The sequence below is a fragment of the Actinomyces capricornis genome (genome assembly GCF_019974135.1).
In the GTDB taxonomy this organism is placed as follows: domain Bacteria; phylum Actinomycetota; class Actinomycetes; order Actinomycetales; family Actinomycetaceae; genus Actinomyces; species Actinomyces capricornis.
Genome location: NZ_AP025017.1, coordinates 1,988,267 through 2,012,360, shown reverse-complemented (window position 1 = coordinate 2,012,360; position 24,094 = coordinate 1,988,267). Strand labels below are relative to the sequence as shown.

Annotated in this window: 19 protein-coding genes and 1 pseudogene; 7 read left to right on the top strand and 13 right to left on the bottom strand. The window is 71.0% G+C overall.

Annotated elements, in window-relative coordinates; genetic code table 11:
• Positions 1-16 precede the first annotated feature (16 nt).
• The 5 genes from MANAM107_RS08095 to MANAM107_RS08075 form a co-directional block, all read right to left on the bottom strand.
• On the bottom strand, positions 17-796 hold the full coding sequence (locus tag MANAM107_RS08095) for an inositol monophosphatase family protein (RefSeq protein ID WP_223907197.1): 780 nt from the start codon (positions 794-796) through the stop codon (positions 17-19).
• A gap of 8 nt (positions 797-804) precedes the next feature.
• Positions 805-2,217, bottom strand: coding sequence for a hexose-6-phosphate:phosphate antiporter UhpT (gene uhpT, locus MANAM107_RS08090; protein ID WP_223907193.1), 1,413 nt, complete (start codon positions 2,215-2,217; stop codon positions 805-807).
• 204 nt (positions 2,218-2,421) lie between these two features.
• Entirely contained in the window at positions 2,422-3,651 is a 1,230-nt protein-coding gene (locus tag MANAM107_RS08085) for a UDP-N-acetylmuramate dehydrogenase (RefSeq protein ID WP_373314090.1), read from the bottom strand.
• A gap of 299 nt (positions 3,652-3,950) precedes the next feature.
• On the bottom strand, positions 3,951-4,049 hold the full coding sequence (locus MANAM107_RS08080) for a 30S ribosomal protein bS22 (protein ID WP_003792170.1): 99 nt from the start codon (positions 4,047-4,049) through the stop codon (positions 3,951-3,953).
• Positions 4,050-4,189: 140 nt separating this feature from the next.
• Positions 4,190-4,432 (bottom strand): helix-turn-helix domain-containing protein, encoded by a 243-nt coding sequence (locus MANAM107_RS08075; RefSeq protein WP_179899792.1) that lies wholly within the window; start codon positions 4,430-4,432, stop codon positions 4,190-4,192.
• A gap of 309 nt (positions 4,433-4,741) precedes the next feature.
• On the opposite strand from MANAM107_RS08075, the gene MANAM107_RS08070 reads away from it, so the two are divergent.
• Positions 4,742-6,196: a TrkH family potassium uptake protein gene (locus MANAM107_RS08070; RefSeq protein WP_223913004.1), complete on the top strand. Its 1,455-nt coding sequence runs from the start codon at positions 4,742-4,744 to the stop codon at positions 6,194-6,196.
• A gap of 195 nt (positions 6,197-6,391) precedes the next feature.
• Positions 6,392-7,060 (top strand): potassium channel family protein, encoded by a 669-nt coding sequence (locus tag MANAM107_RS08065; protein WP_223907186.1) that lies wholly within the window; start codon positions 6,392-6,394, stop codon positions 7,058-7,060.
• Positions 7,061-7,148: 88 nt separating this feature from the next.
• Here the strand turns inward: MANAM107_RS08065 and lacZ are convergent, their stop codons facing one another.
• The 8 genes and pseudogenes from lacZ to dhaK form a co-directional block, all read right to left on the bottom strand.
• Positions 7,149-10,367, bottom strand: a complete 3,219-nt coding sequence (lacZ, locus tag MANAM107_RS08060; protein WP_223907183.1) for a beta-galactosidase, LacZ type — start codon at positions 10,365-10,367, stop codon at positions 7,149-7,151.
• Positions 10,364-11,161, bottom strand: a complete 798-nt coding sequence (locus MANAM107_RS08055; protein WP_223907180.1) for a carbohydrate ABC transporter permease — start codon at positions 11,159-11,161, stop codon at positions 10,364-10,366. Before MANAM107_RS08055 ends, lacZ begins: the two co-directional genes overlap by 4 nt.
• Positions 11,162-11,165: 4 nt before the next feature.
• Positions 11,166-12,137, bottom strand: coding sequence for a carbohydrate ABC transporter permease (locus MANAM107_RS08050; RefSeq protein ID WP_223907177.1), 972 nt, complete (start codon positions 12,135-12,137; stop codon positions 11,166-11,168).
• 136 nt (positions 12,138-12,273) lie between these two features.
• Entirely contained in the window at positions 12,274-13,581 is a 1,308-nt protein-coding gene (locus MANAM107_RS08045; RefSeq protein ID WP_223907173.1) for an ABC transporter substrate-binding protein, read from the bottom strand.
• Between the two features lie 356 nt (positions 13,582-13,937).
• Positions 13,938-14,903, bottom strand: coding sequence for an aldose epimerase family protein (locus MANAM107_RS08040; protein ID WP_223913001.1), 966 nt, complete (start codon positions 14,901-14,903; stop codon positions 13,938-13,940).
• Between the two features lie 428 nt (positions 14,904-15,331).
• On the bottom strand, positions 15,332-15,739 hold the full coding sequence (locus MANAM107_RS08035) for a PTS-dependent dihydroxyacetone kinase phosphotransferase subunit DhaM (RefSeq protein ID WP_308443657.1): 408 nt from the start codon (positions 15,737-15,739) through the stop codon (positions 15,332-15,334).
• 195 nt (positions 15,740-15,934) lie between these two features.
• A pseudogene (gene dhaL / locus MANAM107_RS08030) lies at positions 15,935-16,576 on the bottom strand (dihydroxyacetone kinase subunit DhaL); the annotation flags it as partial.
• Positions 16,573-17,577 (bottom strand): dihydroxyacetone kinase subunit DhaK, encoded by a 1,005-nt coding sequence (dhaK, locus tag MANAM107_RS08025; protein ID WP_223907170.1) that lies wholly within the window; start codon positions 17,575-17,577, stop codon positions 16,573-16,575. The pseudogene dhaL and the gene dhaK, both read right to left, overlap by 4 nt.
• A 301-nt stretch (positions 17,578-17,878) precedes the next feature.
• On the opposite strand from dhaK, the gene MANAM107_RS08020 reads away from it, so the two are divergent.
• From MANAM107_RS08020 to MANAM107_RS08000, 5 genes are all read left to right on the top strand, one after another.
• Positions 17,879-18,550 (top strand): hypothetical protein, encoded by a 672-nt coding sequence (locus tag MANAM107_RS08020; protein WP_179900906.1) that lies wholly within the window; start codon positions 17,879-17,881, stop codon positions 18,548-18,550.
• A gap of 107 nt (positions 18,551-18,657) precedes the next feature.
• Entirely contained in the window at positions 18,658-19,158 is a 501-nt protein-coding gene (locus MANAM107_RS08015) for a nodulation protein NfeD (protein ID WP_223907167.1), read from the top strand.
• A 113-nt stretch (positions 19,159-19,271) separates the two neighbouring features.
• The gene (locus MANAM107_RS08010; RefSeq protein WP_223907164.1) at positions 19,272-20,693 is read left to right on the top strand and encodes a flotillin family protein; all 1,422 of its coding nucleotides are present in this window, start codon (positions 19,272-19,274) and stop codon (positions 20,691-20,693) included.
• 247 nt (positions 20,694-20,940) lie between these two features.
• The gene (gene tkt / locus MANAM107_RS08005) at positions 20,941-23,031 is read left to right on the top strand and encodes a transketolase (protein WP_223907161.1); all 2,091 of its coding nucleotides are present in this window, start codon (positions 20,941-20,943) and stop codon (positions 23,029-23,031) included.
• A 216-nt stretch (positions 23,032-23,247) separates the two neighbouring features.
• Positions 23,248-23,757 (top strand): hypothetical protein, encoded by a 510-nt coding sequence (locus tag MANAM107_RS08000; RefSeq protein ID WP_223907158.1) that lies wholly within the window; start codon positions 23,248-23,250, stop codon positions 23,755-23,757.
• Positions 23,758-24,094 lie beyond the last annotated feature (337 nt).

Sequence of the window (24,094 nt, the reverse complement as noted above, 5' to 3'; positions counted from 1 at the left end):
GCTCCTGCGCTCCGCTCTACCGGGGGTCGATCATGAGCCGGTGCAGGAGCTGGTCGTGGATGGTCGGGGGCGCGGCGAGCACGGAGCCCTTCCACCGCAGGTCCAGGGGCGTGCCGTCCAGGCGGGTGACCCGCACCCCGAGCTCGGAGCAGATGAGGCTGGCCGCCGCGATATCCCAGGGCGAGACCCACATGTGCACGAAGGCGCCGGCCCGGCCGGCCGCGACCTCCACGCACTCCAGGGCCGCCGAGCCGTAGCGCCGGTGCCCGCGGGACTCCTCCAGGCACTGGGCCAGGCGGGGCAGGGCCCGCATCTCCTTGAGATCGGTGATGAGGACGGCGTCGCGGTAGCCGCGCCCGTCGACGACGGGGCTCAGGGCCTGGCCGTTGCAGCGCGCGCCGCCTGCGCGCACGGCGGTGTAGCAGCGGTCGGCCACCACGTCCATGACCACGGCGAGCACCGGGGCGCCGTCCTCGCACAGGGCCAGGCTGACCGCGTAGTCCCGATGGGTCTGGACGAAGTTCATCGTCCCGTCGATGGGGTCCAGGACCCACACCCGGCCCTGCCAGGTCTCCACGCCGTGTCCCTCCTCCCCCAGCAGGCCGTACCCGGTGGCCTGCAGGCGGGCGGCCACATACTCCTCGATGCGCCGGTCCACGGCGGTGACCAGATCGTTGCGGTCCGCCTTGACGCGGATCCCAAGGTCGCGGCCCGGGTGGAGGGCCATGGCGGCCGCCTCCCGGACGACGTCGACCGCCAGTGCCAGGAGATCGTCGAGATCGCTGCGGGGTGCCATGGCGCCCATCATTCCTCCTCGCCCTGGGAGAAGGCGCGGTCACCGCGGATGAGCCGCTCCTCCAGCAGCGCAACGACGATGAGGCAGGCCAGGCCCACCGCCGCCGAGGCGATGAGCACCGTGAAGGTCGATCCCCAGCCGTGCAGGGTGTGGCCCAGGATGGTGACGCCGTCCTTGGTGGGGTCGGCGATCCGTCCCAGGAGGACCTTGGCCATGGAGTCGCCGAAGACGTACCCGAAGGCGCGGGGCACGGCATTGACCACGACGGTGGCGGTCTTGGGGGCGAAGCCGATGACGCAGATGCCGATGAGCGTGACGGGCCCGAAGATGAGGAAGCCGATGAGGAACAGGGAGACATAGACCACGGTCGGGGTGGTGGCCTGGGAGTAGACCCAGATGGGGATGATGACCAGGGCGATGCCGATGGCGGCGGCCAGGGCCCGGCGCCCGCCCATCCTGTCCGAGGCGTAGCCCCACAGCAGGGAGCCGGCCAGGCCGCCGAGCTCCAGGGCGATGGTGGAGTTGACCGCGACGTAGTCGGAGAAGCCCAGGACATCATGGGTGTAGAGGACGTTCCAGTTGTCGATGCCGATGCGCACGCAGTAGGCGGCGACGTTGGCGATGCACAGGAACCAGACGGCGGGGTTCTTCACGACGTAGTCCATGAGGATCCGGCCCTTGGGGATGTCCTCGGTAACGGCGTCGGCCTTGGACTGGGGCTCGTCGAAGATCTCCTCGGGCGTGCTCCAGCCCAGCTCCACCGGGTCGTCCTTGCCGAAGAAGTAGCCCCAGATGCCGATGGGGATGGCCACGATGGCGGGCACGATGAACATGCCGATGACTGAGCCGTGGAACAGGGTGTTGGCGCCCCACAGGGCCAGTGCGCCGGCGATCATGGCGCCCAGGTTGTGGGAGGAGTTCCACCAGCCGATGAAGCGGCCCCGCAGGCGTCGTGGCGTCCATCGGTTCATCGTGGAGTTGCAGCACGGCCCTCCGGGGGCCTGGAACAGGCCGTTGAGGGACCACAGCAGGATCATCCACCCGTACGGGCTGCCCCCGGCGGCCAGCACGATGCCGATGAGGATCGAGGTCAGGCCCGAGGCGAGGAGCAGGGCGGCCACCACCCTCTTGGTGTTGCGCCCGTCGATGAAGAAGCCGAGCACCAGGCCGCCGAAGCCGTAGGTCAGGGAGAAGCCGAAGCCGATGGCCCCCAGCTGTGTGGTGGTCAGGCCCACCTGCTCCACGAGGAAGGGCTGGGCCGATTTGAAGTTGGTCCGCAGGAGGTAGAAGCCCCCGTAGGCGATGATGAGGACGGAGTAGGTCTTGAGGAACTCCCAGATCCAGCGCTTGCGCTGGACCTGGAGGGGTATCTGTCCCAGCGGCTTGGCGCTGATCCCGAACAGACCACTGCTGTTGTTCATGATCCACCTCGTTGTGGTTCAGAAGGGATGGGCGCCGCCCCGGCGGCGCGGGCCCGGGGCGGCGTGATGGTGCCCCACACGGTACACAAACGTTTGCACAAACGCAATCGTTTGCGTGCGGGGTTGGCGGCCCGCGGCGCAGGAGCTCCTCAGGAAGGCAGGCGCCCGCGGCGCGGGGCCCTCAGCGGTGGGCCCGGGCCGCCCTCACCAGCCCACGTGCACCGGCTCGGGCACCAGGGTCACGCCGTAGCGCTCCTGGACCCCGGCCACGACGGCGTCGCGCAGGGCCGCGATATCCGCCGCCGTGGCCCCACCCCGGTTGGTCAGCGCCAGGACGTGCTTGGTGGACAGCGAGGCGGGAGCACCACCCGGTGCGCCGCTCTCCGTGCCGGCGCCGCCCAGGGCGAAGCCCCTGGTGAATCCCGCATGGTCGATGAGCCAGGCAGCACTGGTCTTGACCAGGCCCTCGATGACGGGGGCGGCCCGGGTGCCCAGGACCACCTTGGAGTGGTCGGTCACGGGGAAGCGGGGGGCCTGCTCGGGCAGGGCCGCGGCCTGCTCCTCGGTGAGGATCGGGTTGGTGAAGAAGGAGCCGGCCGACCAGGTGTCGCGGTCGGCGTCGTCCAGGACCATGCCCTTGGAGCGGCGCAGCTCCAGGACCGCCTCGCGCACCCGCGCGGCTGGGACGCGCTCCCCGAGCTCGACGCCGAGGGCACCGGCGAGCTGGCTGTAGGCGATGGGGGCGGACAGGGAGGCCTGGCGCACATGGAAGCCCACCTCCAGGACCACCCAGCGGCCCGTAGGGCCCCACAGGCGCCCGCCGCCGACCTCGGCGTCGGTCAGGGAGCGCTTGAGGGCGGAGTCCCGGTAGGACAGGGCCAGCTTCGACAGGGGCAGGTGGGCGGTGCGGCCCGTCAGCCGATCCCAGGCGCGCACGGAGGCCAGGAGCTCGGAGACCTCGGCGCCGTAGGCCCCGATGTTCTGCACCGGCGCCGCCCCCACGGTGCCGGGGATGCCGGACAGGGGGGCGAAGCCCGCCCAATGGGAGGCGATGGCCTGGCGCACCAGGTCGTCCCAGGTGGTGCCCGCCGTCACGGTGAACTCCACGCCCCCGCAGGCGCTGTCGGAGTCGGTCCGCACCTCCTGGCGGGCGTCGCGCACCACCAGGCCCTCGAAGCCGGCGTCGGAGGCCAGGATGTTGGAGCCCCCGCCGATGACCAGCAGGGGGGTGCCGGCGTCATCGGCGCCCCGCACCGCGTCGATGAGCTCGGCCTCGGTGGTGGCCTCCACGAAGCCGCCGATGGGCCCGCCCACGCGCAGGGTCGTCATCTCGGCCAGGGTCGTGGGCGCCGGGCCGCCCAGCGGCCGGGCCAGGGCGGCCACGGCTGCGGGCCACGCCTCCTGGGACTCCCCCTCCGGGGCGGTCAGCGGCATCAGGCAGGCATCCGCAGCGTCAGGCCCCCGACCCACGGAGTCGGTGCGGGCTGCGCGGCTGGGCTGCGTCATGGGGCTCTCCTCGGGAGTCGGGCGCTGCTGGTGATCACGGTGGCAGGAGCAGGATAGGCCAGCAGCGCCAGCCCCAGCCCACGGGGCGACGGCGGCGGAGCCCCGGCACGGGGCGCTGGGCGGGCTCCGGCCCTGCGGGCGCGCCAGCCCCGGGTGGATGCACACGGATATGCACAGGGCCCCGTCCTGCGCGGACGAGGCCCTCGCCGATCACGGGCGCGTGACCGTCACTTCTTGTTGCGACGCTGGTGGCGGGTCTTGCGAAGCAGCTTGCGGTGCTTCTTCTTGGCCATGCGCTTGCGGCGCTTCTTGATCACGGATCCCATGAGATCTCCTTGCAGTTCGCTGGTCGTGCCCACCGGGTCCGCCGGGGCCGGGGATCGACCGGCGGGCGCCTTGGGGCGATTGGTCGGCGCGTGACGACTCACAGCCGACCACACGGGTGACCGGGTGAGTCTAGCGGGTCCTAGGACCCTGATGCCTCTGACTTCTCGTGGCCCCAGTCACCAAGCCCGGCGGCCAGGTACTCCTGGACGGCCCGCTCGGGGACGCGGAAGGAGCGCCCGACCTGCATCGCGGGCAGATCCCCCGAGTGCACCATGCGGTAGACGGTCATCTTCGAGACGCGCAGCATCCCGGCCACCTCGGCCACCGTGAGGAAGGAGGGGGCGCCGGAGGCGCTGGAGGATGTGGGCAGACCCGGTGCCATGACTCTTGAGTCCCATCGTCGAGGGCGCCCACGGGGGGCAGGAACACAGCCAATATAGCCCGAGCCGGCAGCCCGGCACAGGGTTTCGCACTCACATGAATCACGCGCGTCGCATCTCACACTGGAGTATCCAGCGCAACCATAGCCACCTTGGGCCCTGGAGCAACAGGAGTCCCGACAGCTCCTCGGCCGCCCCGGCACCGCACCGCCCGCAGCAGCGCCGGGCCGGCGCCTGGCCGGCGCACCACGAGCCCACCGCCGGCGGGTCACCGGCGCGCTGAGATGACCAGGAGCCCCCGGTCAGCAACAATGGCGGGCGTGCCCCAGCAATCCGACGCGCCTCGCAGGACCGCCAGGGCCGGCAGAAGCGCTCAGCAGCCCTCCGCGCTGCGCGAACTGCTGGGCCGGCTCCGCCGACTCGGCTCCCTCAAGCGAGTGGCCCAGGCTGCCCGCTTCACCCCCTCGCGGCTGGCCGTCGCCGTCTTCGCCGGGATCATCGCCGTCGTCACGGGGCTGCTCAGCCTGCCGGTGGCCACCGCCTCCGGGCAGCGGGCAGAGTTCGTCGACGCCCTGTTCACGGCCACCTCCGCCGTCTGCGTCACCGGCCTGACCACGGTGGACACCGCCACCTACTGGTCGCCCTTCGGCCAGGCCGTCATCATCCTGGGGGCTGCCGTGGGCGGCCTGGGCATCATGACCATCGCCTCCCTGCTCTCCCTGGTGGTCTCCCGCCACGTGGGCCTGACCCAGCGGATGCTGGCGGCCCAGGAGAACCAGTCGCGCCTGGGGGACGTCGCCTCCCTGCTGCGCGCCGTCATCTACACCTCGGTGGGATGCCAGCTGGTGCTCATGGCCGCCCTGCTGCCGCGCTTCCTCATCGGCGGCCTGGATCTGGGCCATGCGCTGTGGTACTCGCTGTTCATGGCCCTGTCCATCTTCAACAACGCGGGCTTCGTGGTCATGCCCGAGGGGCTGGCCCCCTACGCCTCCGACTGGTGGATGGGGCTTCCTATCGTTCTGGGCACCATCGTGGGCGCAGTGGGCTTCCCCGTCATCCTCGACGTCGCCGGCCACCGGCGCCGGCCCCGGGCTTGGAGCCTGCACACCAAGATCACCCTGACCACCTATCTCAGCCTCAGCCTCCTCTCGGCGGTCGCCATCGCGGCTCTGGAGTGGGGCAATGCGCGCACCTACGGGGCCCTGCCCACCAGCGGCAAGCTCCTGACCGCCCTGGTCAACGGCGTCAACGCCCGCTCCTCGGGGCTGTCCCTCATCGCCCCCGAGCACATGCACGAGACCACCTGGCTGCTCCAGGACGTCCTCATGTTCGTGGGCGGGGGCACCGCCTCGACCGCCGGGGGCATCAAGGTCACCACCTTCGCAGTGCTGGTCCTGGCGATCCTGGCCGAGGCCCGGGGGGACGAGGACATCGAGGCCTTCGGCCGCCGGATCCCGCCCTCCACGGTGAGAGTGAGCGTGGCGGTGGCCTTCATCGGGGTCTCCATCATCGGCATCGCCACCCTGGTACTGCTCCAGCTGACCCACCTGACCCTGGACCGGGTCCTGTTCGAGGTGATCTCCGCCTTCGCCACCGTGGGGCTATCGACGGGCATCACCCCGATCCTGCCCGAGAGCGCGAAGTACGTCGTGGTGGCCCTGATGTTCGTCGGGCGCGTGGGCACCATGACGGCGGCCTCGGCGCTGGCCCTGCGAGACCGCCGTCGGGTCATCCGCATGCCCGAGGAGAGCCCCCTCATCGGGTAGGGTCCCGCGACCCGCCCCTCCCGGGCGCCTCCCCGGTCACGAGCCCGGCGGTTGTGTACGCGGGCGACGCCGGAGGCTACCGTAGGCCTGGCCGGCCCCGTGACCGCCCCGGCCGGGATCCCGGAGGGCGCATGGCCGAGACCACGACCATCACCCGACCACCCAACCGCCACCGCAAGGACGCCGCGAGGACCCATGCCAGACCGCTCCGCCCACAACGACTCCACCCTCGTCATCGGCCTGGGCCGCTTCGGCTCGGCCGTGGCCGCCACCCTGGACCGCCTGGGCCGCGAGGTCCTGGCCGTGGAGACCAATCCCTCCACCGTGCGCCAGTGGACCGGGCGCATCCCCCTGGTGGAGGCCGACGCCACCGACGCCGAGGCCCTGGAGCAACTGGGCGCCACCGACTTCGGCACCGCCGTCGTGGGTGTGGCCACCTCGCTGGAGGCCTCCGTGCTCATCACCGGCAACCTCGTGGACCTGGGCACCCCCCAGATCTGGGCCAAGGCGATCTCCCGGGCCCACGGGCGCATCCTGCGCCGCATCGGCGCCCAGCACGTGGTCTACCCCGAGTTCGACGCCGGGCAGCGCGCCGCTCACCTGGTCTCCGGGCGGATGCTGGACTACATCGAGATGGAGAAGGGCGGCTTCACCATCGTCAAGATGCGCCCGCGCTCGGACCTGCACGGCTTCACCATCGGCCAGTCCAGGATCCGCTCCCGCTACGGGGTGACGGTCGTGGGCCTCATGAGCCCCGGCGAGCCCTTCGAGTACGCCACCCCCGACACCCTCATCGCCCCCGATGACATCCTGGTGGTCGGGGGCGACGCCGCGCTCCTGGAGCGCTTCGCCAACCGGGACTGACCCCTCCCCCCTGCACATCCTCAGCGCACCGGCCGCCTCATCGAGGTGAGGATGTCACCTCGATGAGGCGGCCGGCCAACCGGGCCTGCTACAGCAGCCCGCGGAAGGAGTAGCGCAGCTCCAGGCGGCCCGTGGGCAGGCGGTACTCGGGCAGGGGCCGTGCTCCCCAGGAGTCGTCGCCGGCCACGCCGCGCCGCATGAGGGCGGGGCGGATGACCATGCGCTCCGAGGGGGGCAGCTCCGTGGGGTGGGCGGCATTCTCCACCTCGAAAGGCGTCCAGGGCAGGGCGGAGAACTCCATGGGCGCCCCCGGCTCGCACTCGAAGCGCAGCCCCAGGCCCCGCGGCCCGCGCAACTCGGCCCAGCGCACCCCGGTGCGGCTGCCGGCCTCCTGCGGCTTGAGGTAGGCGGTCAGCTGCTCGCGGACCTCAGCCTCGTAGACGCCCAGGCGGGCGCCCCCGCAGCGGTCGACATAGCACTCCTGGGGGCCCTGGCCGTACCAGGTCAGGCGGCCCAGGGAGCCGGGGACCTCGAAGAGGGTGGAGAACTCGGGCAGCTCGGGCACCTCTCCGGCGGGCCGGAGCACCTGGGCCACCTCCACGGTCCCGTCGGCCAGCACCCGGTAGGACATCGAGCAGGTCGAGCCGGGCAGGCCCGCCAGCTCGTAGTCGAAGGCGACCGTGACCGCTGCGTCGTCCTGCTCCACCCGGGGCCAGGCGTCCACGGGCCGGGAGTAGCGGCTGGCCAGCAGCCAGGCGCCCTCGTGGAAGGGCCCCGCATAGCCGCGCTCATTGGCCGTGGGGGCGTGCCAGAAGCAGGGGCGCACCACAGAGCGCAGCAGCTCGTTGCCGCCGTCGGGGGTCATGCCGTAGCGGTAGGAGCTCAGGCCCCCCGCCAGGCGGGAGAAGAGCGCCTCGAAGTGCTCGCCCCGCACCCCGATGTTGTGCCCACCGCGGATGAGCTCGGGAGCCCGGGCCTCCACCCGCCAGAGGGGCCCGCCTGAGGCCGACGCCGCAGCGCCCTGCGCCGCCGTGCCGCCCCCAGCGGCTGGTCCGGCCTGCTCGCCACGGGTCAGCACCTGCTGATCCCAGGCGATCTCATGGCCGGCGGGAGCCCAGCTGGTGGCCCGCCTCAGGTGGAAGGAGACGGTCAGGGCGTACTCCCCCGCCTGCTCCGGCAGGCTCAGGGGCAGCGGGTAGGACTGCGTCTGCCCGGGTGCGACGTCGGTGTCCACCACGGCCCGCGCCAGTAGCCTGCCCTCGCGCTCCAGGCTGACCACGCATTCGACCTCGCTGGAGGCGGTAAACAGGAAGCGGTTGGTGATGGTCAGGCCCTCCTGGCTCACCTCGGTGAGCAGCGGCCGGTACAGGTGGGCCACCTCCGCGACCTTGGGCGAGGGGGTGTGGTCGGCGAAGAAGATCCCGTTGCCGCAGAAGTCGCCGTCATGCGGCGCCTCCCCGCAGTCCCCGCCGTAGCCGAAGTAGGTGCGCCCGCTGGAGCTGCGCAGCTCGATGGCCTGGTCGGAGAAGTCCCAGATGAAGCCGCCCTGGAAGCGGGGCTCGCGCTCGGCCAGGTCCAGGTAGCGGTCCACCGCGCCCAGGGAGTTGCCCATGGCGTGGGCGTACTCGCACAGGATGAAGGGCTTGGGCCCCGGATCCTCCTGGGCGCCGTCGGGCCGGCCGGCCTGCTCCACCGGGGCGCTGCGGGTGCGGATCTGCTCCTCGACGTGGGCGGCGGGGGTGTACATCTGGCTGATGACGTCGGAGGTCTGCGGGTAGCGGGGATCCCAGTGGACGCCCTCGTAGTGCACGGGCCTGGCATCCAGGCTGCGCAGCAGGTCTGCCATGTCGCGCAGGTTGGTGCCCCCGAAGGACTCATTGCCGCAGGACCACATGATGATCGAGGGGTGGTTCTTGTCGCGCTCGTACATGGAGCGGGCCCGATCCAGGACCGCCTCGCGCCACTGCGGAGCATCACCGGGGACGGCCGAGGAGATCGGCGCACCGCCCCTGGCGATGAGATCCCACATCCCGTGCGCCTCCAGGTTCGCCTCGTCGATGACGTAGAAGCCGTAACGATCGCACAGCTCGTAGAAGAAGCTGCTGTTGGGGTAGTGGGAGGTGCGGATGGCGTTGACATTGGCGCGCTTGAGGGCCACCAGGTCGGCCTCGGTCCTCTCGCGGCTGACCACCCGGCCCTGGAGGCCGAACTCGTGGCGGTTGACGCCCTTGAAGACGACGCGGCTGCAGTTGACCTTGAGGATGCCGTCCTCGATGGCCACGCGGCGGATGCCCACGCTGTGGGGAACGGCCTCGATCAGCCGGCCCTCCTCGTCGAGCACCTCGATGCTCAGGGAGTACAGGTGGGGGTCCTCGCTGCTCCACAGGTGGGGGTCTGGCACAGTGATGCTCAGGGCGCCTCGCCCCTCCTGCGCCTCCGAGCCCTCCAAGGCCTCCGAGTCAGCCGCATCCTCGGCGCCCAGCTCCCCGACGCCGTCGAGCACGGCGCGCACGCGACCGCGACCGCGCAGCCGGTAGTCCAGGCGCACGACGGCGGCGCCCAGGTCCGCTCCCAGCTCGGTGCGCACCCGGAGGTCCTCCAGGTGGACGGCGGGCAGGCGCCGCAGCAGCACGGAGCGGAAGAGCCCGGAGAACCGGTAGAAGTCCTGGTCCTCCAGCCAGGAGGCGGCCGACCACTTGAAGACCCGCAGAGCCAGGCGGTTGCGCCCGCAGCGGGCGGCGCCGGTGAGGTCGAACTCGGACGGGGTGAAGGAGTCCGTGGAGTAGCCGATGTAGTGCCCGTTGAACCAGACGGCCACGGCACTCTCGGCGCCCTCCAGGCGCAGGATGAGGCGCTCGCCCTCGGGCAGCGCGCCCAGGCTGATGTCCTTGACGTAGCTGGCCACCGGGTTGCCATGGATGGGGGCCTGGCCGGGCTCCAGCGCCTCGTGCCCGTCCCAGGGGTACTGGGTGTTGACGTACTGGGGGCGGTCGTAGCCGTGGAACTGGATGTGGGCGGGCACGGGGATGTCGTCCCAATGGCTGACATCGACGTCCTCGGCCCAGAAGCCCTCCACCGCCAGGGCGGGGTTCTTGGCGCAGCTGATCTTCCACACCCCGTCCAGGCTGGTCTGGAAGCTGGAGCGGCCCCGATCGGCCTCGTCCCAGTCGGCGTACCACAGGTGGTCGGAGTGGGCCGGGAGCCGGTTCTCGGCGATGAACCCGGGGTCGTGGAGGCATGCGGGGTCGAATGCCGAGGGGGGCTGCATGCCCTGCTCCGCCCCTGCGGCGCGGGTCGTCCCGGTCATTTCACCGCCCCCATGATGCCGTTGGCGAAGGAGCGCTGGAGGACGAGGAAGACGACCATGGCGGGCAGGGAGGCCAGGAGCACGGCGAGCATGAGCTCGCCGTAATCCGTGGTGTATCCGGCGGAGAGGTTGGAGATGAGCATGGGCATGGTCTGGAACTTCTGGTCCACCAGGATGATCCGGGGCCACAGGAAGTTGTTCCAGGAGGTCATGAAGGTCACCACGGCGGCTGCCGCGTAGGTGGACTTCATGGTGGGCATGTAGATGCGCACGAAGATCGCCAGCTCGTTGAGCCCATCGAGGCGGGCCGCCTCCAGGATCTCGTGGGGGAAGGAGCGCGAGGCCTGGCGGAACAGGAGGATGAGGAAGGGTGTGGAGACCACCGGCAGGACGACGGCCCACAGGGAATTGATGAGCCCCAGGCTGCCGAAGAGCTGGAAGAGGGGGATCATGGTGGCCGCGAAGGGGATCATCATCGCCAGCAGCAGGACACTCATCACCCGGTCCTTGCCCTTGGAGTGGAAGATCTCGAAGCCGTAGCCGGCGATCGAGCACACCAGGAGGGCCGCCACCGTGGTCACCAGGGCGATGGCCGCCGAGTAGCCCATAGCGGGGTAGACATTGGTGTCCATCTGGAGCTTGTGGAAGTTCTCCACCAGATTGGTCCCCGGCAGGAGCTTGGAGGAGATCACCTCATTGGAGGTGTTGGTGGCCGAGACCGCCATGAAGTACAGGGGGAAGACCGACAGGACCGCCGCCACGGTCAGGAACGAGTAGGACAGGAGCCGTCTCATGCGCTTAGCCATCGCGCTTGTCACCAACCTTCATCTGGATGATCGCGAGGACCGCGACGAGAATGAGGATCACGTAGGAGATGGCCGAGGCATACCCGAAGTTGGGGCTCTTGAGGAAGGAGAGCTCGAAGAGGTAGTGCGACATGGTCATCGAGGTGTAGGACGGGCCACCGCGCGTGAGGTTCCAGGACTCATCGAAGAGCTGGAGGGTTCCGTTGGTGGACAGGATCGCCGTGAGCAGGATCATGGGCTTGAGCTGGGGGACGATGACGTACCAGAAGGTCTGCCACGGACCGGCCCCATCGATGCGGGCGGCCTCGATCGTGGACTGGTCGATATTCTGCAGGCCGGCCAGGTAGAAGATCATGTTGTACCCGGTCCACCGCCACAGCAGCCCCAGGATGATGACGATGCGGGCGGTGCCGGTCTGCCCCAGCCAGTTGATCGGGCTGTCGATGAGGTGGACGGCCATCAGCAGGTCGTTGATGAAGCCATCGGTGGCGAACAGCGTGCGCATGACCAGGGAGTAGGAGACCAGGGACACGGCGCAGGGCAGGAAGATCGCCGTCCTCCAGAACCCCTTCCACCGCAGGTTGGGGTCATTGAGGATGACGGCCAGGATCATGGCCAGCACCAGCATGATGGGAACCTGGACCAGCAGGTAGATGAATGTGGTCCGCAGCGTCATCAGGAAGGTCTCATCACTGAGCAGCCGCTGGTAGTTGGACCACAGCGGCTCCGCATAGCGCAGCCTGGTCCCCTTTCCTGTCTGCATGGACAGCAGGAAGGCCTGGAGCATGGGATAGAAGCTCATCACCAGGATGAGCAGGGAGGCGGGCGCGAGGAAGGCCCAGCCGATGAGGCTGCGGCGCCTCTCCGATCTGGTGGGCCCGGATCCGGGGCGCGCTCCGGCGGATCCCTGAGCACCAGCGCGCGCCGCCTCACGCGCAGGCCCCCTGGACGAGACGTGCAACATGGACAACCTACTTTCTTCTCACCGTGTTCTTCTCGCCGTGCGGGGCCGGCCATGCGGACCCGGCCCCACTGCTCCGGGGCTGATACCCGCGGCCCTCCACGGCCGCCACGGGCACCAGCCCCGGGAATGGCGGACCTCAGCTCATGGCGAACTCAGTGGTCTCCTGCGCCTCTTTCAGAGCCGTCTTGGGGTCGGTTCCGTTGACGATCTGGGTAATGGCGGCCGTCAAGGCGTCGCGCCCCTCGTAGGCGTAGACACCGATATTGACTGCCGGCACCTTGGTGCCGTACTCCACCACCTGGGCGTAGACAGGCTCTCCGCCGTAGAACTCGACCGGCTTCTGGTAGACCTCGGACTTGGCTGCGGGCAGCCAGTTCGCGATCGCCCCGGAGGAGGGCAGGATCGTGTCGTAGAGCTCGGTGGACCCTGCGAAAGTGGCCTTGAGGAAGTCGGCCGCCAGCTCGTAGTCGGCATTGGAGGAGATCACCCAGGACGAGCCGCCGTTGGAGGTGTAGTTGGTGGCGCCGTCGACGCCGTCGAGCGACGGCACATTGGTCAGGGCCCACTTGCCGGACTGGTCCTCGGCGGTCTGGATGGAGCCCGAGATCCAGATGCCGTTCATGGTGCCCACCACCTGGCCATTGGTGAAGGTGGCGACGTACTCGTCCCAGGAGTTGACCTCGATGAGCACGCCGGTCTCCACCAGCTGCTTGTAGACCTCGGCGACCTTGAGGACCGCCGGGTTGTCGGCGATAGTCACCTTGCCATCCTCCGCGAACAGGCTGGAGCCCGAGGAGTGGAGGATCATGGTGGACAGGTCCGAGCCGCCCGCCAGGCTCGAGAGCATGGGAAGACCGGTCTTGTCCTTGACGGTCTTGCCCATCTCGATGAACTTGCTCCACGTCGTGTCGGTGAAGTCCTTGACCGTGTATCCGGCCTGCTCCAGCAGGTCGGTGCGCAGGGCCAGCACGGCAGTGCCCGAGTCGAAGGGCAGGGCGTAGTGGACCCCGTCCTCCATGGAGTAGTTGAGGACCGACTCGGGGAACTGGGAGAAGTCGACGCCGGAGTCCTCCAGGTCGGAGAAGATGTCCGGGTAGTTGGCAATGTTCTTCTGCGCCGCCAGGTTCTGCATGAGGAAGATGTCCGGCAGCTGGTCGGTCTCCTTGCTCTGGGCCAGGGTGGTGAGCTTCTGCTGCACGTCATCCCAGGCCATCTCCACGATGTTGAGACTGAAGTCCGAGTGGTCCTTCTTATAGATCTTCTCAGCCTCCTTCATCGCGTAGATGTTGAAGTTGGGGTCCCAGGTCCACACCGTCAGGGTGTTGCCGTCCTTGCCAGACGAGCCCTGGGACCCCCCGGAGCCGCCGCAGGCGGCGAGGCTGGCAGCGGCGGCGGCCGCCAGGGAACCGGCGAGGATGGAACGGCGTGAGAGCAGTGCAGACATGGCAGTCTCCTCCTTGAGATGCTCCTACGGGGCACGGGGCACAGCGATGCGCCCATATGCGATGTGATCAATGTGAGGACTTCGATGGGCAGGTGGAGTACCGCCCCGCATCCTGGCGCCCTCGGCTCCACCGGGCTCCTCCTTCGGAGCCCGGCCGGCATGGGAGTCCACTGGGATCATGACGTGGGGTGCGTCATCCTGCTTCATTGAAGCTTCTTGAGCGCATAAAGTACCACCGTTTCGCGGCCGTGGCGACTGGATCAAAGAGGAACTTCACGCGCGGCCTGCGCAGATACGCCCCATCGCGGGGAACTCGCCAGGCGGACCGCCAGCCATCGCAGCCCGAAGGCGCGGCCTCAGTCCTCCTCGCGCAGGCACAGGGTGAAGTCGTGGGACTGGCCCCGCGCCAGCCTGAGCAGGTCGCGACCGCTGTTGAAGGCATCCGGCGGGCAGGTCATGGGCTCAACCGCCACCCCGGTACGCCCCAGGTGCTCGGCGGTGTAGATCTGGAGCCAGGGCGCCTGGGCCTCCAGGACGACGCTGCTGCCATCCCGGCCCCCACGCAGCCGCACCTGCCAGGGCCCCTCGGGCAGGCCGAGGTAGGCGTTGTCCGTCGATGTCGGGCCCACCTGCCGCCCCTCGCGCCAGTCCCAGTCGGTGCCCTCCACGCCGCGCTCCCCAGTGGGCGCCAGGGTGGCGGGGTCGGTCTCCAGGACGAGCCGGCCCGGGGCGCTCAGGTGGCACTGGTCGATGGGGACCGATCGGGTGAGGTAGGGGTGGTAGGACACGCCGTAGGGGGCGGGCAGGGCGCCGTCCTTCCCCTGGGGGGCGCCCGGGGTGTGCGCGGCGGGCTGGGCGGCGCCCAGGCTCGTCGTCGTGATGCCCAGGCGCAGGCCCTCGCTCGCATCCAGGGTGAAGCGCACCCGGATCTCCAGGGTCCACGGGTAGCCGTAGGAGGCGGGCAGGAGGAGGGCGAGGACCGCCTCGCTGCCGGTGCGCTCGGCCACCTGGAAGTCGCTCCATCCCACCAGGCCGTGGAGGGCTGCACCGGTCTCGGGCTCGTTGCAGGCCAGCAGGTACTGGGTGCCGCCGTAGGTGTAGCGCGCCCCCGCCACCCGGTTGGGCCAGGGGGCCAGCGTCTTGCCCTGCCACCCGCCGGGCAGGCCGGTCTGCGCGTCGAAGGGCAGGACGAGGTCGCGCCCCGAGCGCCTCAGGTGGACCAGGGTGGCCCCGCATGTGGCGATGCGGGCCCGGTACGGCCCCGCCTCCAGGTCGATGAGCCGTCCGTTGATACCGGGCTGCGGCTCACCGGCGGCCTCCATGGCCCTCGCCGGATCCGCAGAGTCCTGACAATCCGGGGCATCACTGCCGCTCGCGGCGTACTGGTGCGGCTGCTGGGTGCGCGTGTGGGACATGGTGGGGTCCTTCTCAGGGGCCCGGCGCCGGACCCTCGGTCTGCCATTGGTCGGAAGTCCGCAAGGCGCGGTGGACTGTCGCATGCTGGTCCCGACGCCCTCACGGCGGCCCGCCCGTCCCGCAGCCCCTCGATGCGCTGCCTGGGGCTCGGGTCGAGCCGCCCCATCCTACCGCTATCCCCAGCCGGCATCCGGCCGGCACAGCGCGAGGGGACGGCACCCGCCGCGCCGCTCCCGCGGCCCACCGTCCCCTCGCGGCAGTGGCTGCCTGGTCTCGGGCGGCCATCGCACCGGCGCCGGCTCATCACCGGGCGTCATTCATGACGCCCCGAGCTTCATGACGCGCCGACCTGGGCCTCCTTGGCCGCCGACGCCGTCAGCGCCTCAGCGGCCACGGCATCCAGGTCGCGGCCAATGCCCGCCGCCGCATAGGCGCCCACAAGCCCCTCGATGAAGGGGGCCGCACTGATCCGCGTGCGCGCGGCCACCGGCTCCTCCAGCTGCTCCAGGGCGGCCTCGGCGCTCATGATGGCACTGCCCAGGTCGGCCAGGACCAGTACTCCGGCGCTGCCCCGCCCCTGGGCCACCCGCGTGATGGCCGCGGCCACGGCCGACCCGTCAGTCCCCAGACCGCCGTCGGGCAGCCCTGCGGCGATCTCGACGACGACGTCGAGGCCCGCCACCAGGCTGGTGGCCAGGTCGGCGGCGGCCTGCGCCAGGGCGCGCGAGTGCGAGACCAGCACGATGCCCACCGCGGAGGGCGCCGCACTCGGAGCGGATTCCTGCGCGGGCGCGACGGCCGCAGCCGCCGGCTCATCGGCGGGCGCCCCCTCCCGGGACTGCGCGCCCCCCGTCGGGGAGGCGCCATCGTCCGCACCGGTGCCGGGGGCAGGCACCGCCTCAGCGGCGGCGCCAGTCCCGCCGTCGCCGGCACTACCGCCGGCGACCACCTGGGCCAGGGCCTGGAGGATGAGGGCCGTGGAGGCCGCCCCGGGATCGATATGACCCACGGAGCGCTCGGCCAGGTAGGAGGCCCGCCCCTTGGTGGCGATCATCGCCTCGGTGGCCTGGCGGCCCTCCTCAGCCGCCCGGGCGGCCGCGGCGGTGGCGGCCACCAGGTCCTCGGGGTGGGAGCCGAGGGCCTCCAGGGCGGGGCTCCACGCATCGAGCATGGTCTTCTCCCCCGTGGTGGCCCGCCCGCGCGCGGCGATGCCCTCCACGCCCGCGGCCATCGCCTGCGCCAGCCCCTGGGCATCCAGGGCCGCGGCCGCCCCCGCGGCCGCCCCCATGCGCATGAAGAACGTGCCGTACAGGGGGCCCGAGGCACCCCCGACCGTGGAGACCAGGGTCATGCCCGCCTTCTTCAGCAGGGCCCCGATGGTCTCGAAGCCACCGGCCTCCAGGACCGCCTCGACGGCGCTGAGGCCCCGCTTCATATTGGCGCCGTGGTCGGCGTCCCCGATGGCCGCATCCAGGGCGGTCAGCTCCTCGGCGTGGGCGCTCACCAGTGCGGAGCACTCGTGCAGCCAGGCCCGCAGGTCGGCGGCGCCCAGCTCCTGGATGCCCGGCGCCCGGCTCATGCCCCCCACCTCAGCCCGGGGGTGAGGACCGGGGCGTCCCAGAGGCGCAGCATCTCCTCGTCGGCACGCAGCAGGGTCAGGGAGCAGCCGGCCATGTCCAGGCTGGTGATGTAGTTGCCCACCAGGGAGCGCTCCACCGTGACACCCGCGGCGCCGAGCTGGTCGGCGACGTGCCCGTACATGAGGTAGAGCTCGAGCAGCGGCGTGGCCCCCATCCCGTTGAGCATGGCGATGACACCGTGGCCATCGCCCTGGGGGAGCTCGGCCAGGATGGGCTCGATGAGCTGGGCGGCGACCTGCTTGGCCGGTGCGATCCTCTCGCGGTGGCGGCCGGGCTCGCCGTGGATGCCGATCCCGATCTCCATCTCGTCCTCGGGCAGGTCGAAGGAGGGCTTGCCGTTGGCGGGCACCGTGCAGGAGGTCAGGGCCATCCCCATGGAGCGTCCCGCAGCATTGACGCGCGAGGCGATCTCGGCGACCTCGGCCAGGCTGCGCCCCTCCTCGGCGGCCGCCCCGGCGATCTTCTCCACCATGACCGTGATCCCCACCCCGCGGCGGCCCGCGGTGTACAGGGAGTCCTCGACGGCGACGTCGTCGTTGGTCACCACGGTGGCCACCTCGATACCGGACTCCATGTCCACGATCTCGGCGGCCATCTCGAAGTTCATGACATCGCCGGTGTAGTTCTTGACGATGTGGAGCACGCCGGCGCCCCGGTCCACGGCGGTGGTGGCCGCCACGATCTGGTCGGGGACGGGGGAGGTGAAGATCTCCCCGGCGCAGGCGGCGTCGAGCATACCCGCGCCCACGAAGCCGCCGTGGAGGGGCTCGTGGCCGCTGCCACCGCCGGAGATGATGGCGACCCGGCCTTCCTCCTTGGGAGTGCGGCGGTAGACGATGTGGTGGTCCAGGTCGACGGCGAGCTGGTCGGGGTGGGCCGCGGCCATCCCCGCCAGTGCGTCCGCGACGACGGTGTCGGCGGAATCGATGAGCTTCTTCATGGGGGCGACGCTACCGGCCCGGGGCGGGCCCCGCCACACGGGCACGACGGCGATCCGCAGGCCACCGCGGCCCTACCCCGTGGCGCACCCCGCGGTGCGCCCCACGGTGCGCCCCGGCCCCGCCTCCCGGTATCGCCTCCCCCGTCAGGCCCCCTGCCCCACCCGACCCGACTCCGGCGCACTTCAGGGATGATTCAGAGCTTCATCAGATTCTTCTGCGTCCGGACTCTGTGTCTGAATCGGGGCCCATTCGCGCCTGAGATGGTATGCCGCAGGGCCCGGAGCCAGGCAGGATGGGCCCATGGACCTGCTTGTTGTGGCACCGGCGATCGGATTGAGCCTGGCGATCGCCCTGGTGGCCATCATCGTGGCCGGCCGCAGTGCGGCGCGGGCCGAGATCGCCGCCAGGGAGGCCTCCAGGATCTCCCGGGCCAGCATCGAGCGGCTGCGCCGGGTGCAGTCGGCGGCGCACAGCGCCCAGGCCGGGGAGCAGCGCGCCCTCAAGCAGCTGCGAACCGCCTCGGAGGAGCGGGTCATGGCCGACAAGACCCGGCTCTACCGGGCCTTCCTCCACCAAGCGGCCCAGGAGAACCGCCACCTCATGCGCCCCGGGCACGTGCCGGTCATCGGCTCGGCCGATGAGGCCCTCAACCACCTGCGGGTGGAGTCGATGCTGTGGGCCTCCCACGAGGTCCAGCGCGCCCTGCGCAACTTCACCATCCTGCGCTCGCGGCGGCCCCAGGCGGTGTGGCCCGACTCCTACACCATGGCCTACGCCCGCCTGGAGTCCGACCTGGTGGCCGCCATGCGCCGGGACCTGGACCCCACCAGCACGCCCCTGAGCGCCGAGCAGATCTGGGGCTCCATCAGTGCCGGGAGCATGGACCCCGCCTTCCGCCTGGCCCTCATCAGCCCCCTGTCCGACGTCCTGCGCAATACCGGCCAGGACCCCGCCCACTACGAGCTGGGCTGAGCCATTGGACTGACCAGCCCGCCCCCGCGTGGCAGAATCCCACCCGTGGCCACCGCCAGAGGCGGTGGTCACGATCCCCGATTCCCACATCCCAGGAGGGCGGACTCATGAGCATCTTCGCCTGGTGCACTCTCATCGGCTGCGCCGTCCTGCTGTTGGGGATCCTCCTGGACGGGCCCCTGGACGAGCTGCTGCCCGACGGCGCACTGCCGGTCCTGGCCGTCGCCCTGGCGGTCTTCGGGGCCGTGGGCATGGGCGTGGAGGCCGCCGCGGGCCAGTCCCGCCAGGTCTCCGCCGTCGTGCTGTGGGGCGCGCCCGCCGCCCTGGCCCTGGCCGCCGGCGGGGCCACGCGCTGGACCTGGTGCCGGCTGCGGCGCTCCATGCCCCTGGACGCCGCACCGCCGTCGGCCGCCGAGCTGGTGGGGCAGGAGGTCAGCGTCCTGTGGTGGAAGGAGGGCACCGGCGAGGTCCGCGCCCTCACACGCGGCCACCAGCTCACGCTGGCGGCGCGCTCCACCGAGCCGCTGAGCGCGGGCCAGAAGGCCTGGGTCCTGGACATCGCCGCCGAGGACGACGCGCTCCTCATCACCCCCTGGTTGCAGGACTGAGCCGCCCAGAGCCCCTCTCAGCCGCTGCGGGCCTCCCGGTCCCGCGCCCCGCAGCCTCCCCGCCCCGTTCCCATTCCCAGTTCCCTCCTCATCACCGAAAGGAACAGTCAGCCATGCTCGACTCCTCCGTGGTCCTACCCATCGCAGCACTGATCGTCATCGTGCTGCTCCTGGGCGGCTACATGCTCACGCGGGTCGTCGTCGTCCCCTCCAACCTCACCGGGCTCATCTCCGGGTCCAACCGGGGAGCGGTCAAGATCATCCACCCCGGCGGGCGCGACTTCGTGCTGCCGATCATCCAGTCCATCCAGTACCTGCCCTTCACCCAGACCACGATCGGCTTCAAGGTCACCGCCGAGGACGAGAACAAGATCAATGTCAATGTCTCGGCGGTGGCGGCCGTCAAGGTCGGGGACTCCGACGAGCAGGTGCGGGCCGCCGCCAAGCGCTTCCTGGGCAAGCCCAACACCGACCAGGCCATCGCCGACTCCGCCCGTGAGGCCCTCATCGGCTCCCTGCGCTCCATCATCGGCCACATGACGGTCACCGACCTCATCTCCGACCGCGACGCCCTGCAGAAGAACGTCTTCGACGACGCCAAGTCGGTCCTGGCCAACATGGGCCTGGAGATCGACATGCTCCAGGTCTCGGAGATCACCGACGCCGGCGGCTACATCGAGTCCCTGGGCGTGCCCGAGCAGCAGCGCGTGGAGAAGGACGCGCGCATCGCGCGGGCCAATGCCGAACGCGAGGCCCGCGACGCCGAGGTGACCTCGCGCCAGCTCATCGCCGAGCGCGAGCGCGACCTGGCCCTGCGCGCCGCCCAGCTCAAGGCCGAGACCGACAAGGCCCAGGCCGACGCCGACTCCGCCGGGCCCCTGGCGCGCGCCGCCAAGGAGCGCGAGATCGCCGTCATCGAGCAGGAGGCCGCCGAGGCCAAGGCGGCCCTGACCGAGCGCGAGCTGGACTCCTCGGTGCGCAAGCCCGCCGATGCCGCCCGCTACCAGCGCGAGCAGGAGGCCCAGGCCTCCAAGACCGAGGCACTGCTGCGCGCCGAGGCCGAGGCCGAGCGCACCCGGCTGGACGCCGAGGCCCAGGCGCAGGCCACCGTCGCCCGCGCCGAGGCCGAGGCCAAGGCGACGGCAGCGCGCGCCCGTGCCGAGGCCGATGCGATCGCCGCCCGGGGTCAGGCCGAGGCCGAGACCATCCGCGCCGCCGGTGAGGCCGAGGCCAAGGCGATGAGCGACAAGGCCGATGCCCTGGCCAAGTACGGCGAGGCGGCCACGCGCCAGATGCTGCTGGACAAGGCCCCCGAGATCGCCCGGGCCCTGAGCGAGCCCCTGGGCAATGTGCGCGACATGTCCATCATCTCCACCGAGGGCGCCAGCGCCCTGCCCCGGGCCGTGGCCGGCAATGTCGACCAGCTCGACGCCGTGCTGCGCAGCCTGGTGGGCACGGGCCTGACCGACATGGTGGGCCACCTCCTGCCCCAGGACGGCAGTGGGCACGGGGCCGAGGAGCAGGACACCCCCTGACCCTCCTTCTTTTCGACAATTTGCATGAGATCGTACTTCTCCGGGCCTGGAGAAGTACGATCTCATGCAAATTGTCGAAGAGTGGGGAGGGGTGGCGGGCCCACACATGCGTGCAGCGGGCTGCCGGGCCTGGCGCCCATCTGAGCAGGCGTTCACGCCTCTACTTGCCCGCCCGCCCCACAGCGGGGAGGATCGGTCCAGCCCCCTTCCGGGGCCGCCAGGCACTCGCACCATCCAAGGAGCCCGCATGACTGCTGAGCCACTGCTGACCGACCTCGACCACCGGGCCATCGCCGTCTCCAAGGCACTGGCCGCCGACGCCGTCGAGAACGCCGGCTCCGGGCATCCCGGCACCCCGATCTCCCTGGCGGGCGTGGCCTACCTGCTCTACCAGCGCGAGATGCGCGCAGACCCGGCCGACCCCGCCTGGCTGGGGCGCGACCGCTTCGTGCTGTCCATCGGGCACGCCTCCCTGCTGCAGTACATCCAGCTGGCCCTGGCCGGCTACGGCCTGGAGCTCGACGACCTGCGCCAGCTGCGCCAGTGGGGCTCCCTGACCCCGGGCCACCCCGAGTTCGGCCACACCGCCGGGGTGGAGACCACCACCGGGCCCCTGGGGGCGGGCATCGCCACCGCCGTGGGCATGGCCATGGCCGCCCGCCGCGAGCACGGGATGCTCGATGCCCAGACCGCCCCCGGGGAGTCGGTCTTCGACCACTACGTCTACACCATCGTCGGCGACGGCTGCATGCAGGAGGGCGTGGCCGCTGAGGCCGCCTCCCTGGCCGGGACCCAGGAGCTGGGCAACCTCATCGCCATCTACGACGACAACGACATCTCCATCGAGGGCGACACCGACATCGCCTTCACCGAGGATCCCTCGGCCCGCTTCGAGGCCTACGGCTGGCAGGTCCTCGACGTCGACTGGCGCGCCGGCGGCCAGTACCACGAGGACTACGAGGCGCTTCACGCCGCCCTGGAGGCCGCCCGGGCCGAGACCACGCGCCCCAGCCTCATCCGCCTGCGCACGATCATCGCCTGGCCCTCCCCCACCAAGCAGGGCCAGGAGTCCTCCCACGGCGCCAAGCTCGGGCCCCAGGAGGTCGCCGGGCTCAAGGAGGCCCTCGGCCTGGACCCCGAGCAGGACTTCCAGCTGCCCCAGGAGGTCCTCGAGCACACCCGCGCCCAGGCCGCCCAGAGGGCCGCCGAGCTGCGCGGCCAGTGGGACGAGCGCTTCGAGGCGTGGAAGGCCGCCAACCCGCAGGGCTCTGCACTGCTGGAGCGCCTGCTCAGCGGGGGCCTGCCCGAGGGGCTGGAGGAGGCCCTGCCGACCTGGGAGCCCGGGGAGGCGGTGGCCACCCGCTCGGCCTCCGGCAAGACCCTCAGCGCCCTGGCCCCGGTGGTCCCCGAGCTGTGGGGCGGCTCGGCCGACCTGGCCGGCTCCAACAACACCTCCATGGCCGGCGAGGCCTCCTTCCTGCCCGCCTCGCTCGCGGCGAGCCATGACGGCAGCCCCTACGGGCGCACCATCCACTTCGGTGTGCGCGAGCACGCCATGGGCTCGATCCTCAACGGGATCGCCGTGGATGGCCTGACCCGCGCCTACGGGGGGACCTTCATGGTCTTCTCCGACTACATGCGCCCGGCCGTCCGCCTGGCCGCCCTGATGCGGGTGGGCTCCATCTTCGTGTGGTCCCACGACTCCATCGGAGTGGGCGAGGACGGCCCCACCCACCAGCCCATCGAGCACCTGGCCGCCCTGCGCGCCATCCCGGGCCTGGCCGTGGTGCGGCCCGGGGACGCCAATGAGACGGCCGCCGCCTGGGCCGAGATCCTGCGCCGCCACCGCGAGCCGGTGGGCCTCATCCTCTCGCGCCAGAACCTGACGGTGCACGCCTCGCCCGAGGCCGCCGCCGACGGCGTGCGCCGGGGCGCCTACGTCCTGATGGAGGCCACTGACGCCTCGGGCGCCGAGGCCGCCCCCGAGCTGGTGCTCATCGCCACCGGCTCGGAGGTCTCCGTGGCCGTGGCGGCGCGCGAGATCCTCCAGGCCCAGGGCACGCCCACCCGCGTGGTCTCGGCCCCCTGCCTGGAGTGGTTCGCCGAGCAGGACGAGGACTACCGCGCCGCTGTCCTGCCCGCCGACGCCGTGCGGGTCTCGGTGGAGGCCGGCATCGCCATGGGGTGGCGCGAGATCGTGGGCGACGCCGGTGCCGTGGTCTCCATCGAGCACTTCGGCGCCTCGGCGCCCGGCGGACGCCTATTCGAGGAGTACGGCTTCACCGGTGACAATGTCGCGGCCGTGGCCGGACGTGCCCTGGAGGCCCGTCGCGCCTGAGCGTCGTCGTGCCTGAGCACCGTCAATGGACTGTCGGCGAAGGGCTGTCGGCGAGGTCCGCACCTCCTGCCTGATGCGCCCCCCGGGGAGCCCCGCCCCGGGGGGCGCATCACGCGCCGGGGCGGGTTCTTCTCCCCGTGCGCCACGTTGGACGGGAACGGCGTCGGTCCGGTTAGGCTGATCTCGCTCGTATCCCGTGCCTAAGGAAAGAGACCTATGTCCTACCAGCAGCCAGCGCAGTCACCCTTCCCAGGCCAGGACTCCCAGCCCGAGGCCAAGCAGTCACCATGGAAGACTCCGAAGTCCAAACTCTTCTGGCCCATGGTGGCCGGCGCCGTGGTCCTGTGGATCATCGTCGCCGTGCTCGTCTTCTCCAGCGATAGCAGCCGGGGCGTCACCCGGTTCATTCTGGTGGGCCTCGGTATTGCGATGGTCTACGGCGTGCGCTATGTCGAGGGCCTGCAGCGCCAGAAGGAGGCCCGCTCCGCCTCCCAGATGGGCTCGCCCCTGCCCCAGTCGGGCTACGACCCGACGGCGGCCGGCTACGGCCAGCTCTCCGCTCCGCAGGCCTATGGCCAGCCAGCCGGCTACGGCCAGGGCGGCTATGGGCAGCACCACGGCACACAGCAGGGCATGGGCCAGCAGCAGGCAGGCGCCCCGCAGGGCTACGGCCAGGGCAGTGCCGGCTACGGCCAGCCACCAGCGGGCTACGGCCAGCCCACCTGAGCACAATGCGAGTTCGGGGTGCAGAATGCGAGTGCAGGGTCATCGCATTCTGCACCCCGAACTCGCATTCCAGAGGCGGGCACTGGGGGCCAGTGCCTCCAGGGAGCACCTCCTGCGAACAGATGTGCGCGTTCATTGTGCCTTCCTCCTCCCAGCTGAGCCGCCTACCGCATCTCTGCGGCCCCTCAGCCCCTCTCAACCCGAGCACCGCCGTCCTTCGTGATCCGCCGTGCACACCCGTTCATCGGCGACTGCCGCGAGCCTTCGCCCGCCTCGTAGAATCCCACCACGGCCGCGGGCGGCGGGACTGCCCTCCGCGGCCCGCAGCAGGGCCTTG

Excerpts from the sequence above, each read along its gene's own strand:
- MANAM107_RS08015 (WP_223907167.1), top strand. The coding sequence starts at position 18,658 with ATGAGCATCTTCGCCTGGTGCACTCTCATCGGCTGCGCCGTCCTGCTG.
- MANAM107_RS08010 (WP_223907164.1), top strand. The coding sequence starts at position 19,272 with ATGCTCGACTCCTCCGTGGTCCTACCCATCGCAGCACTGATCGTCATC.
- uhpT (WP_223907193.1), bottom strand. The coding sequence starts at position 2,217 with ATGAACAACAGCAGTGGTCTGTTCGGGATCAGCGCCAAGCCGCTGGGA.
- dhaK (WP_223907170.1), bottom strand. The coding sequence starts at position 17,577 with ATGAAGAAGCTCATCGATTCCGCCGACACCGTCGTCGCGGACGCACTG.
- MANAM107_RS08075 (WP_179899792.1), bottom strand. The coding sequence starts at position 4,432 with ATGGCACCGGGTCTGCCCACATCCTCCAGCGCCTCCGGCGCCCCCTCC.
- MANAM107_RS08020 (WP_179900906.1), top strand. The coding sequence starts at position 17,879 with ATGGACCTGCTTGTTGTGGCACCGGCGATCGGATTGAGCCTGGCGATC.
- tkt (WP_223907161.1), top strand. The coding sequence starts at position 20,941 with ATGACTGCTGAGCCACTGCTGACCGACCTCGACCACCGGGCCATCGCC.
- MANAM107_RS08085 (WP_373314090.1), bottom strand. The coding sequence starts at position 3,651 with ATGCCGCTGACCGCCCCGGAGGGGGAGTCCCAGGAGGCGTGGCCCGCA.
- MANAM107_RS08045 (WP_223907173.1), bottom strand. The coding sequence starts at position 13,581 with ATGTCTGCACTGCTCTCACGCCGTTCCATCCTCGCCGGTTCCCTGGCG.
- lacZ (WP_223907183.1), bottom strand. The coding sequence starts at position 10,367 with ATGACCGGGACGACCCGCGCCGCAGGGGCGGAGCAGGGCATGCAGCCC.
- MANAM107_RS08065 (WP_223907186.1), top strand. The coding sequence starts at position 6,392 with ATGCCAGACCGCTCCGCCCACAACGACTCCACCCTCGTCATCGGCCTG.
- MANAM107_RS08080 (WP_003792170.1), bottom strand. The coding sequence starts at position 4,049 with ATGGGATCCGTGATCAAGAAGCGCCGCAAGCGCATGGCCAAGAAGAAG.
- MANAM107_RS08055 (WP_223907180.1), bottom strand. The coding sequence starts at position 11,161 with ATGAGACGGCTCCTGTCCTACTCGTTCCTGACCGTGGCGGCGGTCCTG.
- MANAM107_RS08000 (WP_223907158.1), top strand. The coding sequence starts at position 23,248 with ATGTCCTACCAGCAGCCAGCGCAGTCACCCTTCCCAGGCCAGGACTCC.
- MANAM107_RS08050 (WP_223907177.1), bottom strand. The coding sequence starts at position 12,137 with ATGTTGCACGTCTCGTCCAGGGGGCCTGCGCGTGAGGCGGCGCGCGCT.
- MANAM107_RS08070 (WP_223913004.1), top strand. The coding sequence starts at position 4,742 with ATGGCGGGCGTGCCCCAGCAATCCGACGCGCCTCGCAGGACCGCCAGG.
- MANAM107_RS08095 (WP_223907197.1), bottom strand. The coding sequence starts at position 796 with ATGGCACCCCGCAGCGATCTCGACGATCTCCTGGCACTGGCGGTCGAC.
- MANAM107_RS08040 (WP_223913001.1), bottom strand. The coding sequence starts at position 14,903 with ATGGAGGCCGCCGGTGAGCCGCAGCCCGGTATCAACGGACGGCTCATC.